The organism is Oryzibacillus soli, from assembly GCF_051594765.1.
Lineage (GTDB): Bacteria > Bacillota > Bacilli > Paenibacillales > NBRC-103111 > Paenibacillus_AR.
In genome coordinates, this window is sequence record NZ_JBPPGJ010000001.1 from 18312 (window position 1) to 32797 (window position 14486).

A 14486-nucleotide genomic window follows, 5' to 3' on the forward strand; every position below is an offset into this window, starting at 1 on the left:
TTCCTCCGGACCGTCCCCCGGCAGGGGCAAGATGGATTCCCGAGTTAAGGATTCTCCATTATGCCCCATGGGTTCAGGGATAGCCTGTTTCTCTATAACGGTTGATTCGGATCAATAACCAAGGGATTTTTTGGCATCCGCCCATTGCTTGTTGAACTTGTCGAAGATGGCCTTGCCGTCGCCCAGGACGAATTCCTGCACCAGGCCCGGAGGATCGATCTGCGCCTTGTTCTGGGTGGCGATGGCTTGGTCATTGTCCGGTACGCCCTCGAAGAAGGTCGGGTTGAAGGACTTGAACTCGGCCAGCTGCGGCAGGTCCGGCTGTTTGTCCTTCAGGACCGGGATGAAGCCGGCGAACTTGTCATAGCCGGACTCCTCGATCAACCACTTCAGGAACGCCTTGGCGGTCTCCGGGTTTTTGCTGTTCTTGTTCACGGCGTAGAACCAGTCCGGGTTCAGCGGGGAGTTGATCTTGCCGGAGTTGTCATACGGCATCGGGAAGAAGCCGATGTCCTCGGACTTGGCGCCGTTCTCGATGACCTGGTTGATAACCCAGTTTCCGAGCAGGTACATGGCGAACTTGCCGGTGGCGACGTCCTTCTTGGACTGCTCCCAGTTGGTGGAGTTGATGTCCGCCTCCAGATAGCCCTTCTGGTGCATGGTCTTCAGGATGCTGAAGGACTTGCCGAAGGCGCCGTCCAGGGTATAAGGGGTCTCCGATTTGATGCGGTCGTTGGCTACGTTGGCGTTACCGGCGATAACCGGCGGCAGGTCGTAGACCCAGGACTGCAGCGGCCACTTGTCCTTGAAGTTGGAGGCCAGCGGCACGATGCCCTTCGCCTTCAGCTTATCCATGGCGGCGTACAGCTCGTCGAGCGTCTTCGGAACGGCAGTGATGCCGGCGTCCTTGAAGGCTTTTTTGTTGTAGACGAGACCGACCGTAGAGGCGCCGGAGGCGATGCCGTACATTTTTCCTCCTGTAGCCCTGAAATCCTTGAAGTAGATCTTATCACCCAACCCCATATCATCCAGCGGAGCAAAATACTTCGGCAAATCCGAATTCGGGATCGTCGGAATGAGAACGATGTCGGGATAATCGCCGGAGGAGATGCGAACCTTCACGTTCTTGTCGTAATCGCGGATGGCTTCGAATTCCACGTCCGCGTTGGGATACTTCTCCTTGAAGCGCTTGGCGTAGTCCTTGTACTCCTTGTCGACCATATCTGTCCGGTTGGTCAGGAACGTGACCTTGCCCTTAATGTTGGCGTTAGCGCCGCCGGCTGCGGGAGCTGTGGCTGCCGCGCTGCCTGCCGGTGTAGCAGCCGGCTTGGCGGAGCCTTCGGCGCTGTCGCTGCCGTTGCCGCATGCGGCCAGGAAGGAGAGCGACATGGTGGCGGCCAGAGCCATGGGTACAATTTTCTTCATCTCGGTATTACCCCTCTCGTTATGGTTTGTGCCTGTATGATATCGCTTACAGGTCCCATTATAAGAGGTTCTTCCTGGAGGTTTAAGGAGGCTGGAATGTGATTTCTGGTCTTGTATTGTCTTCTTTGGAGGCGGTTGCAAGACAAGGCTGCGGGGAACCGTTCATATTTACGACATGAATCACATGTCATAACCGCTATTTGCTGAGAGTTATATTCTATAGGTGGCGAATTATCCTACGGTGTAAGGGGGAGTTATGGCGTTGTGAAAAAGATAACGATTGTGTTACTCGTTCTTCTGATCAGTGCTGTTTGTTTGCAGGAATCCTCCAAAGAGCTTGCACCGATAGCAGGAAGCCTGAGCAATTGCTCTACACCATCCGGTCTTTTCACAGCAAGCTTGGTCATCGACAAGAAGGATCAGAATCAGGTCCCCTACATCATGTACAACGTTGCACTATTGAATCCCCTTTATGAGATGAAGAACGTTAAGATAAGTTATCTATTACAAGAGCAAATGGCGACTCGTTTAAAGACACCAACCATCATGTATGCTCCAACCGGTGAGAAAAGGGTAATCAACCTGGATCCGGTTAAGGTCAATCGATACGAAGTATTTCTGGCTCTTCCTTTAAGCGGAGCAGCGGTCGATGAGGTATTCATGAACCAGTACAACAGAATCTCCCTTCAAGTAGACTGGACATCCGCAGACGGATTCCATCATCAGGATTGTCTGTTTGTTGAGGGCAGCCCCACTTTGGAACTTTCATCTTTTTTGAACTCTAAGCAACCGTAAGCATTTATGAGCATGCAGGAGAAGCAGCCTCTTCATCTTACATGCTCATTTTTTTTCATTCAGGAGGAATTCTGCAATTTTTGTAGAATTGTGTAAATTCGCCCTTCCTTTCTACCTGCTCTACATACCAGTCCAGGAGGAATTCCGAACTATGCCTACCAAGCCCATGCAGTATACGGCCAGATTATTACCGCTGCTGCTCATTCTCATGCTCTTCGGCGGCCTGCTTCCGTATCAAGTCGCCCATGCGGACTCCAGCATCCGCTATCAAAAGTATCCTCAAGGTACGGTCGGCATTGCCCGGCCGGTGATCGGAGTCACGTTCCGAAGCGATGTCCACGTCACAGCCAGCGATACTTTCCAGATGGTTCTGGATAACAAAAAAGTGACCGGCAAGCTGGATACCGGAACCTGGACGTATACCTACACCCCTGAAGAGAATCTGAAGCCCGGAGACCATCAGGTTAACGTGACTCTGACGGTACAGGGCTATCAGCCCATCACGATGAACTGGACCTTCAAGGTGGACGAGCGTACCGTCTCCACCCTGCCCTCCGCTCCAACCGCAGAGCAGAAGAAGGCAATAGACAACATCAACGATTACCGGAAGCTCTTCGGACTCGACCCGCTTCGTTGGAGCGCTGAGCTGACGCAAGCCGCCCAATTCCATGCCTCCTATCTGCAGAATAACCGGAAGGATGGGGACTCGGAATCCCTTCACTCGGAAACATCCGGTAAACCCGGCTTCTCCGGAACGAAGCCCTCCGAACGCGCTCTCTATGCTAATTATCTGGGTGAGGGGGTCGGCGAGGATGTCTCCTTCGGCTGGAGCAACATTACACAGGCCATCGACGTTCTGTTCGATGCCCCGTACCACCGGACTCCCTTCCTGATGCAGTCGTCCACCGAGATCGGCGTTGCCCGGGAAGGTAGCTACGTTGTCCTTGAATTCGGCCTGCGAAGCTCCCAGACGACCCAGATGACGGTATCTCCCGCTCACGGTGACCATTACGTTCCTCTGGATTTCAACGGACACGAAACACCGGACCCGCTGGCCATCCATTCCGGCAGCAGCGCGTCCTATCCGGTCGGCTACCCCCTGATGATTCACTTGTCGGGCGAGCAGATCGAGGGGATCAAGCTGGACGAGGCGACACTGACCGACGGCAGCGGTCAACCCGTTACGCTGCTGCAGAATACACCAGGCAAAGACCCTCATCTGGACCAGGCGATCATCCTGATCCCGGTTAAGCCCTTGCAGCCGGATATGCAGTATGCCGCCCATGTCAAGATTTCCTTCACCGATAGGGGACAGCCCAAGAGCATGCAGAAGGACTGGAGCTTCCATACCGAGCCGGCTCCGACCGTTGGCAAGGAAAGGCTGCATGCCGATTCGGACTTCTACGCCAAGCAAGCGACGCTGAATTGGCCCGTCTCCCATACGGTGAAATTCTCCCTTGGAGAAGCCTCCTTCACGCTGGATGATGTCAAGCTGCAGGCGAAGATGAAGCCCGTCGTCATCGACGATTCCTCCTATCTGTGGGTCCGCGACTTGGCCCGCGCGTTGGGCGCATCGGTGACCTGGGATGATGCCCGCCAGGCCGCTGTCTTCACCAAGAACGGCAAGACCATCACCTTCTTCACCGACAAGCAGGCCTATGCGGTTGGGGAGACCGTGAAAGAGACGGCCACTCCGGCCAAGCTGTATCATGAGTTGACCGTAATCCCGGTCCGGCTGCTGTCCGAAGCGCTCGGCGCCAAGGTGCAGTATGATGCGGCCACGGATTCCGTGACGATTCAATACTAATGTCCAAAAAGCCCCTTTCTCAAGGTTTTATTGAGAAGGGGCTTTTCGTATAGAGAGGGCATTGGGCCGGTTGAATAGTTAAGGCCATATGTGGCCTTCATTCTGATTGACTCGCCTTCGCGCGGCAGGCCAGCCCTTTAAGCCCGACCACCGGCTCCTACCGCGACCGCGACCGGTCCAGGGCCATCTGCTGAAGCTGGATGGCCCGGTCTATCTTCAGCTGCTTGATCTGGGCGTTGTAAGCCTCGAAGCTCTCCGGAGGCTCCATCCCCAGGATGAGCTTCAGGGACATCTCGTCCACCAGGGCGGTGACGTCGTTCATAATGGAGGAGAATTCTGCATTCTCCTTCTCCGTCATTGGAATCTGAGGCATCATGTAGCGGTCGGCATCGGTGTCCGACCAGATCCGAACCGCCTTCTTCTGTTGGGGCAGCGTATAGAACTGGTCCATGAAGCGGAGGTCCTGCACGAAGGGACCGAAGTAGCTGACCCGGGTGTACATGGCCAGCGCCTGGGCCGGAGCCAGCTTGTCGGGATGGTTCGTGATGAGCTCCGTATACTTGGGCTGCCCGTCCTCCATCCGGTAGCTGACGCCCTCCACTCCGAAGTTGAACAGCATGTGCCCCTCCGGACTGTAGCCGTAGTCCAGCAGCTGGACCGCCTCCTCCGCATGGAGGCTCTTGCGCGAGATGGCCACGCCGCCGGTGCCCTCATACGAGTAGCTGCGCTGGCCGAACTTGGGCTGCTCTCCCCGCTTCAGCACCGGATACGGAGCCGGCTCCAGCTGGGCTTTGGCGTCTCTCTCCGTCAGCAGCGGCTGCCACTTGCCGATGCCCGCTCCCGCGTTCCAGATGGTGGCCCCGCTCCGGCCCGTCACCATGCTGGAATCCAGCGTCTTCGCATCGGACGTAGCAAAGTTGCGGTCGATGAGCCCTTCGGCATACCACTGCCGGAAGGTCAGGAGGAACTGTTTGTAGCCCGCCTCCAGGGGACCGAACTTGACCTTCCCGTCCTCCTGGTAGAAGCCCTTCTTCACGCCGAAGGCCCCGACGAACCCGCCGTGCTCCACGCCGAACAGCGTATTGGGCACCCCCAAAAAAGTCAGCGGCGCCAGCACGCCCTTCCGCTCCTTAAACGCCTTCAGCACGGTGTGCCAATCTTCGATGGTCTCGGGCAGCGGAAGCCCCAGCTCATCCAGCCAGTCCTTCCGGAGGATGGGCCCCTGGTAGGTGCGCAGAAGATCGTCGCCCCGGATGAACGGGAAGACGTAGTAGCTGCCGTCGTCCGTCTTCAGCTGCTTGTCGATCTCCGGATGCTCCTTCAGATACGCCTTCAAGTGAGGCGCATGCTTGTCGATCAGATCGTTCAGCCGAAGAATATAGCCGTCGTTGATCGCCTTGACTGGTCCGCCCGGGAACCGGTTCCACTCGTATTCGATCATATCCGGCAGCTCCCCGGAGGCCAGCAGCACGTTCAGCGCCTCCTTGGCCTGGTTGGCGGGAGGCTGGATGAACTTCAGGCGGACGCCGGTCCGCTTCTGCCACTCCTGAAAGAAGGGTACCTCCTGGAAGGTGGGCTTCACGCTCCCCGCATTGCCGTTCAGCTCCGCCCAATAGGTCATGGTGACCCCACCCGGAGCTCCAGTCGAAGACTCGGAGGCACTCTGCTTGTCGTCTCCCCCGTAACACCCCGCCAGAGACAGAAGGCAAGCCGCCAGGAGGCACCGGACCCTTATGTGAATTCGCTTCATCCCCGCCGAACCCCCTCTTCGCATGAACCCGCCCGAACGACAGACGGTCACAGCATCTCCTTGAATTTGCCGGGCGTTATCCCCTCATACTTCTTGAACACCCGGATGAAGGTGGCCACCTCCGTGTATCCGACCTGCCGGGCGATGTCCGCTACGGACTCCTGCCGGTTGGCCTGCATCCGGTTCTTGGCCTGGCCGATCCGGTACTTGGCCATGTAATCCAGGAGTCCTTCGCCCGTCTGGTCCTTGAACAGCTTGGAGAGATAGCTGCCCTTCAGCTCGAAGTGCTCCCCGATGCTGTTCACGTTGAGATTGAAGTCCTGGTAATGCTCCTCGATATGGCGGATGACGCGGTCTGTCAGGTGGCGCAGCGTCTCCACCCGCTCCTTGGAGGCGTGGGACTCCGCCTTGGCCGCTGCGAAGGCGCATACCTCCTGCAGCAGGGTCTGCAGCTCCGCCTGCATCTCGGAGAGGGTGTCGCAGGCGATGATTTTTTCCATCCAGAGCGGATTGTCCCCCAGGATGCTCCCGGTCGTGTCTCCCAGCTCGTTCATCGCCTTCATCATGGTGCCCACCAGATTGAACAGCAGGCAGCGGACCAGCGTCAACGACACATAAGGCTTATGGAAATTGCGCTCCGTGATCTCATTCATCAGAGCCACCGCTTGGGGATAATGCCCGGCCTTGATCACATTGATGATCTGCTGCTCCAGCTGCAGCGGATAATAATAGCCCAGCTCCGCATCGCCGGAGATGCCGCGGATATCGTCGTAGGTGATGATCTCCTGCTTGCCGACCACCATCTTGTATTCCATGGCGTCCAGCGCCTCCTGATACGCCCGCGCCGCGCCAGGCAGCGAATCGTGAATGCCGCCGATGGATACCGTCAGATGCATATGGAACCGGAGCAGGAAGCGCTGGGCTTCGGTGCCGATCCAACGCAGATCCTCCCTCCAGCTGTCCTCGCCGCCTTCACGCAGGTTCACGAGGCACGCCGCCATGTCGTCCATCTCGGCTACATAGCCCCCATGCCCCCGCTGTACCGCCAGCTCCTCCACCACATTCGTGATGATGAACTGGATCAGCCTGCGCCGCTCGTAGAGATCGATGCCCGGCAGATTGGTGTACAGGCTCTCCGGATTCTCCACGGCGAAGAGGATCACGGCAAACTGGTCCGACACCCATTCGATCCCGAAGGAATCGAAGGCCTCTTCATAGGAGACCAGCATCTCCAGCTTTCCCTTCATCAGCCGGTTCAACAGATTCGAGCGAAGCACATGCCGGTGGCTCTTCAGCTGAAGAGCGATGCGCTCCTTCTCGCTTCGGGTGCTGGAGATGGCCTGCTCGATGAAGCTGAGCTCGTTGCCGTCGGTCCCCCCTGCCGGCGAGACGCCGTCGGCCAAGGAATTCACCAGCTGCCGGATCGGGGTGTAGTTGCGCCGCAGGAAGAACCAGGTCAGCATGCCCGCTCCGGTCAAGGCGATGAGGATGCTGATGGTGGCAAACTTGCGGACGTATTCCGCTTTCTCCCAGTAGATGCGGCTTGGAATCACCAGCACGTACTTCAGATCGGAGACGGCCGATTGGATATAAAAGAGCTCGGAGTCCCCGTTGCCGGACGGCTTCACCATAACCCGATCCCCCTCCTGGAGAGACTCCAGCAGGAGGTTGTCGCGACCGGTGACCGGCAGGTTGGACATGAGCACCTGATTGGCTTGATTCAAGAGCAGCAGTTGGCTGCCCGGGTAGAGGGATACGGCCTCCAGCGCCTTCTGGAACCGCTCCAGGTCGGCCATCACCACTACCGTCCCCGTCTCCTTGCCGTTCAGATCCTTCGGCAGCTGGGTGATGTAGGAGATGGAGGTCTGGGTCCCGCCGCCCGAATCCCCGTGGGGCAGCAGGCTGAACCCGTTGCCCGAGGAGCTCCGGATGGCATCGAGCCACTGCTCGTACCGGAGGGTCCCAGTGTTGTGGATCGTATCGAAGGCGGTTTCCTTACTTCGCACATTGCCCGGACGCAGGACGGCGTCGCCTTCGTTCCAGGTGACATAGAATTCATCCACCGAAGCGTAGGAGGTTTTATAGGTCTGGAAGTCCTTCACCAGCTGGTAAGCCAGGAACTGGGCCTCGCTGGCAGGACGGTTGGAATACATCAGGGATTGAAGCTTCCCGTTCCAGGTGATTTCCATGTTCAGGCGCTTCATCAGGTCGATCTGCATGTCGATGGAATAACGGACCTGCTTCAGGAGCGAATCGTTGGCCCGGTGAATCTCGCTCTCCAGGGCATGGCTTGACTGGAGGTATACCGCCACACTCATGATGACCGGCACGATCAGCACGGCGCTGTAGGAGATCAGCCAGGCGGTCATGATGCTTTTGCGCTTCTGCCACAGCGTACGCAAGGTCAATCGGATCTCCCCCTAAGAAAGGATGGAGCAGGCGCACGGGCAGCCTGCTTCCACTTCTCTTATTATAGCAAGGGATGCCGCCCGAGGAATGACGAAAATGGACAATCCGATGCACAAAACCTCCACTTCGGCTCCGTCAGCCCTTCAGGGAGCCCACCATAACCCCTTTGACGAAGAAGCGCTGTACGAAGGGATAGATGCAGAGCACGGGAAGGGTGGCCACGACGATGGTGGCGTATTTGATCGTCTCTGCGATCTGAAAGCGGTCGCCGGCGCTGGCGCCAGCGGACATGCTGTCCGTGGAATTGGAGATGAGGATCTCGCGGAGCACCAGCTGCAGGGGGAACAGATGCCGGGTCTTGATGAAGACCGAGGCGTAGAACCAGCCGTTCCACTTGTCTACGGCGTAATAGAGAATCATGACGGCGATGACCGGCATGGACAGCGGAATGATGATGCGGAACAGAATGACCGCATGGCTGGCCCCGTCGATCTTGGCCGATTCCTCCAGGCTTTCGGGGATACCCATGAAGGCCGTTCGCATGATGATCAGGTTGAAGGTGCTGACGGAGAAGGGAATTACCGTGGCCCAGAGGGTATCCAGCAGCCCGACGTTCTTCACCACCAGATAGAGGGGAATCAGCCCTCCATGGAAGAACATGGTGAACACGATAATCATCATGAAGCCTTTATTCCAGAGCACGTTGCGCCGGGACAGCACATAAGCGCCCAGAGCCGTCATCAGCAGATTCACGGTAACGCCTGCGGCCAGGATGAAGAGGGTGTTCCGGTAGCCGGTCATAATGCCCGGGTTGCCCATGACGCTCTTATAGGCGGCCAGGCTGAAGCCCAATGGCTTCCACAGGATGCCCTTGTAGGCCACCAGGCGGCCGGCGTCGCTTAGCGAGGCCATGGCCACGTACAGCAGGGGATACAGTGTGACAACGATCAGAGCGAGCAGGATGGCGTAGACGCCGGTGTCGAACAGCCGGTCCCAGACGCTGGTTTCTCTTTTCATACCTTCCACCTCACCATAGACTGCTCTCGTTGACTCTGCGGCTGACATAGTTCGCCGTGATCAAGAGCATCAGATTAATCACCGAATTGAACAGACCTACCGCCGAGCTGTAGCTCCACCCGAATTCCAGGAGACCCTTGCGGTAGACGAAGGAGGAGATGACGTCCGCCGTCTCGTAGGTGACCGGGTTGTAGAGCAGAATGATCTTCTCGAAGCCCACGTTGAGCAGGTTGCCCATCCGCAGAATGAGCATGATGGCGATGGTCGGCATAATACCCGGCAGCGTAATGTGGAAGATCTGCTTCCACCGGCTGGCGCCGTCCATCCGGGCCGCCTCATACTGCTCCTGGTCGATGGCCATAAGCGCCGCGATGTAGATGATGGATTCCCAGCCGACCCGCTGCCAGATCTCGGACAGAATGTAGATGGGCCGGAACAGCTCCGGCTTCTGCAGCATGGCCTGACCGTCGTAGCCGAAGAGCATGAAGAAGCGGTTGATGATGCCGTCAGCGTTGGTAAAATCCGTGATGATGCCGCAGATGACCACCATCGAGATGAAATACGGCATATAGGTGATGGTCTGGGCCACCCGCTTGAACATCTTGCTGCGCACTTCGTTGATCAGAAGCGCCAGAATAATGGGCGCCGGGAATTCGAAGATCAGCGAGAAGCAGCTGATGACCACCGTATTTTTCAGAATCCGCCAGAAGTAATAGCTGCTGAAGAAATCCTGGAAATGCTGGAATCCCACCCATTCGCTTCCCATAATACCCTTCATCGGGGAGTATTCCTTGAATGCGATCAGCGCTCCGTACATGGGCGCATAGTGGAAGATGGCGTAGTAGGCCAGGACGGGCACCATCATGAGATACAGATATTTATTCAGCTTGAAGTCGCGCACGAATCGTCTCGTGCCGGATGCGGTCCGGATGCCGCGCGTCCGCTCCAGAGGCATGGGCTCTGCCATTTCCTTCCCTCCGTTGGATCAAGATCGGAAGAGGGCGGTGCTCCGTCCTCTTCCGTCAAGGTGCGGTTCTACCGCTTGTTGTACCGGTCCAAAGCCGCCTTCTGGATCTCGATGGCGCGGTCCAGCTTCAGGGACTTCATCTTGGCCACATAAGAATCGAACTGGTCCGCAGGCTCGTTGCCCAGGATGATCTTCAAGGTCATCTCATCCACCAGCGTGTTGATGTCGTTCATGATCTTCGCCATCTCCGAGCTCTCCTCCGGAGTGGGAGTCAGCGGCGGCAGGTTGTACTTGGAGGCCTCCGTCTTCTTCCAGACGTTGACCGCGTCGCGCTGGGTCTGCAGGGCGAAGAACTGCTCCGCATAGCGCTTATCCTGTACGAACGGCCCGTTATAGCTGCCGCGCGCATATTGGGAGATCATCTGGGCCGGGGCCAGCTTATCCGGATTCTTCATCAAGAGATCCGTATACTTCGGATAGCCGTTCTCCAGATTGTAGCTGACGCCCTCCGTGCCGAAGTTGAAGAACATATGGCCGGCTTCACTGTAGCCGTAGTCCAAGAGCTTTACGGCCAGCTCCGCGTTCTTGGATTTGGCGGTGATGGCCACCATGCCGCCGGCGTCGAAGGCCGAGGACTTCTGCCCGAACTTAGGCATGTCGCCCTTCTTCAGCACCGGATAAGGAGCGGCCACCAGCACCGCCTTCGGATCCTTGGCCGCAACGAGAGGCTGCCACTTGCCGATACCGCCGCCTGCGTTCCCGATGCTGGCGCCGGTGCCGCCTCCGGCGAAGCTGCCGTCCAGCGCCTTGGTATCCACGGTGGCGATGTTCTTATCCAGCAGACCGTCGGCATACCATTGGCGGAAGAGGCCCAGATAATCCTTGAAGCCCTTCTCCGCCGGACCGAACTTGATCTGCCCGTTCTCCAGATAGAACCCGCGGTTGACGCCGTAGGCTCCCAGGAACGCGCCGTTGTAGGATTCATTGAAGAACCGCGGCTTGCTGATGAAGGACAGCGGAGCGGCCGCGCCTTTTTTCTCCTTGAAGGCCTTAAGGGTTGCCGTCCATTCGTCGATGGTCTCCGGTACGGGCAAGCCCAGGTCGTCCAGCCAGTCCTTGCGGATGATGGGCCCTTGGAACACCTGCAGGTATTCGTCCCCCCGGATGAACGGGAAGGCGTAATAGCTGCCGGAGTCGGTCTTCACCATTTTGTCGACTTCGGGATGCTCCTTCAGATACTGCTTCAGATTCGGCGCGTGCTTGTCGATCAGATCGTTCAGCTTCAGGATATACCCGTCCTTGATCGCCTTCTCCGGCCCGCCGGGGAAGTCGTTCAGGAAGTTGAATTCGATCATGTCCGGCAGGTCGCCGGAGGCCAGCATGACGTTCAGAGCTTCCTTAGCCTGCCCGGTCGGCGGAGCGACGAATTTCAGGGGCACGCCGGTTCGCTTCTGCCATTCCTGGAAGAAGGGCACCTCCGTATGCGAAGCCTTGACGCCGGTCAGGTTGCCGTTCAGCTCGCCCCAATACGTCAGGGTCTTATCCGTCTTGAGCGGATAGGTGACGGCGGCGCCTGCGGCTTGCGAGGCGGCGGGACTTGCGGCGGCCGGCTTCGCATCGTTGTCGGAGCTTGAGGAGCAGGCGGCCATACTTCCCATCATGGCGACGGCCAGGGGAAGAAGGATGAATTTTTTCATTTCCGGTACCTCCATGGTTGATAGGTTGGCGGGAGGGTTCTCCCACATCCACCATAAAGGACGCCCGTTCTCCCCCGATATGGTCAAAAAACAAAACGGCATGGTCAATTCCCGACCATGCCGTGACGATTTCGCCAAACCGATGTTGAATTGCTCCAAATCTGCGCTTCGCTCCCCGCTTCGGGGCCTGTCCTGCCGCTTACCGGCAGCCCTGCAGGGTATTGGCCAAGACCGCCGGCCCCAGCTGGTCCGTCTTGGAGCTGGACAACCGGACCTCCACCCGCGTGTAATCCGGCAGGCTGTAGGAGATGTCATGAATGTTCCCCACCCACGTGCTTCCCTTGACGAAGGACTCCACCGGCGGAGCCGGCTGCAGGACGAAGCGCCAGCTGATCTGTCCCGGCACTTGAGCGAAGCCCTCATACCGGTCGTAGTCGCCGAACGAGGATGGAGCCGGCAGCCAATCCGCATGGATGCTCACGGCCTCCCGCTCCCAGACCGGGCTGTCCGGCTTGTCCGTGTACGGCTGCTTCACATGGCTCACCAGCGCGGCCCCAACCGCGTTCGGCAGCTCCTTGACCGGCTTCAGCACCACGGCGCAAGGGGACTGGACTTTCTCACGGGGTGGCTCGGCCCCGGCATAAGCCGCGGCAGGGGTTGCCGGGAGCGTCAGCAGCAGGGAAGCCAGAGCCAGATTGATCTTGTTCATCCGCATGGCAGCACCTCCATTTGTTGGATATAGCGTTACCTGTTTCGCCATCTCTATTCGCCAAAAGGTGGTTGACAGAACCTACTGGCAGTGATACCCTTTTGCTTTACTTCCATCCTATAGCAAAGAATGTGATGACATGGAGCAGCTTACCAAGCCGCAACATAAGCCCGGCCTCTTGGAGCGGCACTTCTCCGGCGAGTCCATGCACTACCGGCAGATCATCGCCTTATTCCTCCCCATTCTGGTGGATCAGATCTTCGTGGTCGGCTTGAACCTGGTGAATACCGCCTTAGTTAGTTCCTCCGGCGTGGATGCGGTCAGCGCCGTGAACATGGTCGATTCCTTGAATATGTTCCTGATCAGCGTGTTCATTGCCATGGCCACCGGCGGTACGGTGGTCGTGGCCCAATACAAGGGCAGCGGAGACGACCGGTCGGTCTCCAAGGCCGCCGCCGCTTCCGTAGCGGCCGTGTTCCTGGCGGCGGCCGGCCTCGGGCTGGTGCTCGCCGTCCTGCACACCCCGATCCTTCAGCTCCTCTTCGGCAACGCGGACCCCGAGGTACTGGATAATGCCCGGACCTATCTGATCGGCAGCGGCATCTCCTACGCGGGCATCGGCATCGTCCAGGCCGTATGCGGCGCCCTGCGGGGCGTAGGCAAAAGCCGCGCATCCCTTATGCTCTCCCTGATCATGAACCTGACCTACGTTCTCTTGAATGTGGTCTTCATTCATTATATGGACTGGGGCGTCAACGGTCTGACCGTAGCCATCAACATCGCGAGGTATGCGGGCGCCGCCTGCGCCCTGTACTATCTCTTCCGCATGGAGACCACGCTGCGCCTGCACTTGGTTGATCTGTTCCGACTGCAATGGACGATGCTGCGCAGAATCCTCTTCATCGGCGTCCCCTTCGCAGCCGAGCAGCTGTTCTTCAACGGGGGCAAGCTGCTGACCCAGGTCTTCATCGTCAGCTTGGGCACTTACGCCCTGGCCACCAACGCCATCGGTTCCACCATCGCCGGAGTCGCTCAGATACCGGGGGTGGCGCTTTCCTTGACGCTGGTCACCGTCGTCGGCCAATGCATGGGACGGCGGGACATTGAGGATGCCCGGAAGTTCATCCGCTCCTTCCTCTGGCTGGCCTCCTCCACCTTCGTGCTGATGGCGGCCCTCCTGATTCCGCTGTTCCACCCGCTCATCAGCTTGTTCGATCCGCCGGCCGCCATCGTCGACGACCTGTACACTCTGACGCTCATCAATCTGGTCGCACAGATTCCGCTCTGGTCCATCAGCTTCATCACCCCTGCCGCGCTTCGGGCAGCGGGAGACTCGAAGTTCACGTCTCTCATGTCCATGCTGTCCATGTGGCTGTTCCGCGTCATCTTGGGCTACATTCTGGGCATCGTCCTCCCCTTCGGCATCATCGGAGTCTGGGTGGCCATGAACTGCGAATGGGGCGTCCGGGGAGCCATCTTCCTGTGGCGTTACCGGGGGGACAAGTGGTATAAGCACAAGCTGATTTGAATGCAACCTTGTGCCCTCTGCGACTCTTCATCCACGATACCGCAGTGGTAGTTGGCTTATATATCCGTTTCGTGTGATATTGGAATTTCATCTATTTTTCTCCATTAAAAGCAGCTAAAATATAAGTAAATTCCTTTAATTTCGATATATCATCCTCTATACTAATAGTAGTGAAACAAACGTCATACATCGGCGAGGGACAACATATGGGAACCGGCGATTACCGTTTAAACGTGGATGACGACCTGCTCGTTCAGATTTACCGCTCTGCCCTTCCATACCGAAGCGACCGCGATATTGCCAATTTCCTCCAGCTCCTGGAGGAAGAGATGGAGCGCAGACAGATCCATTTAATACCCACTTAAAAAGTGAAGCCGAGGGA

The 14486-nt window shown here is 57.8% G+C and carries 11 protein-coding genes; 4 read left to right on the forward strand and 7 right to left on the reverse strand.

Annotated elements, in window-relative coordinates; genetic code table 11:
* Positions 1-111 precede the first annotated feature (111 nt).
* Positions 112-1425 (reverse strand): ABC transporter substrate-binding protein, encoded by a 1314-nt coding sequence (locus ACSEXW_RS00090; protein WP_438444046.1) that lies wholly within the window; start codon positions 1423-1425, stop codon positions 112-114.
* 264 nt (positions 1426-1689) lie between these two features.
* On the opposite strand from ACSEXW_RS00090, the gene ACSEXW_RS00095 reads away from it, so the two are divergent.
* Both ACSEXW_RS00095 and ACSEXW_RS00100 read left to right on the forward strand, forming a co-directional pair.
* Positions 1690-2220, forward strand: coding sequence for a hypothetical protein (locus ACSEXW_RS00095; RefSeq protein ID WP_438444047.1), 531 nt, complete (start codon positions 1690-1692; stop codon positions 2218-2220).
* Between the two features lie 151 nt (positions 2221-2371).
* Entirely contained in the window at positions 2372-4027 is a 1656-nt protein-coding gene (locus ACSEXW_RS00100) for a stalk domain-containing protein (protein ID WP_438444048.1), read from the forward strand.
* A gap of 157 nt (positions 4028-4184) precedes the next feature.
* Here ACSEXW_RS00100 and ACSEXW_RS00105 read toward each other — a convergent pair whose 3' ends face one another.
* The 6 genes from ACSEXW_RS00105 to ACSEXW_RS00130 form a co-directional block, all read right to left on the reverse strand.
* On the reverse strand, positions 4185-5777 hold the full coding sequence (locus ACSEXW_RS00105) for an extracellular solute-binding protein (RefSeq protein WP_438444049.1): 1593 nt from the start codon (positions 5775-5777) through the stop codon (positions 4185-4187).
* Positions 5778-5824: 47 nt separating this feature from the next.
* A complete protein-coding gene (locus ACSEXW_RS00110) occupies positions 5825-8185 on the reverse strand; it encodes a helix-turn-helix domain-containing protein (protein WP_438444050.1) in 2361 nt (786 codons plus the stop codon).
* 136 nt (positions 8186-8321) lie between these two features.
* On the reverse strand, positions 8322-9203 hold the full coding sequence (locus tag ACSEXW_RS00115; protein WP_438444051.1) for a carbohydrate ABC transporter permease: 882 nt from the start codon (positions 9201-9203) through the stop codon (positions 8322-8324).
* Between the two features lie 10 nt (positions 9204-9213).
* Positions 9214-10158: an ABC transporter permease gene (locus ACSEXW_RS00120; protein WP_438444403.1), complete on the reverse strand. Its 945-nt coding sequence runs from the start codon at positions 10156-10158 to the stop codon at positions 9214-9216.
* Positions 10159-10238: 80 nt separating this feature from the next.
* Positions 10239-11867, reverse strand: a complete 1629-nt coding sequence (locus tag ACSEXW_RS00125; protein WP_438444052.1) for a type 2 periplasmic-binding domain-containing protein — start codon at positions 11865-11867, stop codon at positions 10239-10241.
* Between the two features lie 199 nt (positions 11868-12066).
* On the reverse strand, positions 12067-12582 hold the full coding sequence (locus tag ACSEXW_RS00130; protein WP_438444053.1) for a YoqH family protein: 516 nt from the start codon (positions 12580-12582) through the stop codon (positions 12067-12069).
* A gap of 133 nt (positions 12583-12715) precedes the next feature.
* Here ACSEXW_RS00130 and ACSEXW_RS00135 point away from each other — a divergent pair, with 133 nt between their 5' ends.
* A complete protein-coding gene (locus tag ACSEXW_RS00135) occupies positions 12716-14104 on the forward strand; it encodes an MATE family efflux transporter (RefSeq protein WP_438444054.1) in 1389 nt (462 codons plus the stop codon).
* Positions 14105-14310: 206 nt separating this feature from the next.
* On the forward strand, positions 14311-14469 hold the full coding sequence (sda, locus tag ACSEXW_RS00140; protein ID WP_438444055.1) for a sporulation histidine kinase inhibitor Sda: 159 nt from the start codon (positions 14311-14313) through the stop codon (positions 14467-14469).
* Positions 14470-14486: the final 17 nt, after the last annotated feature.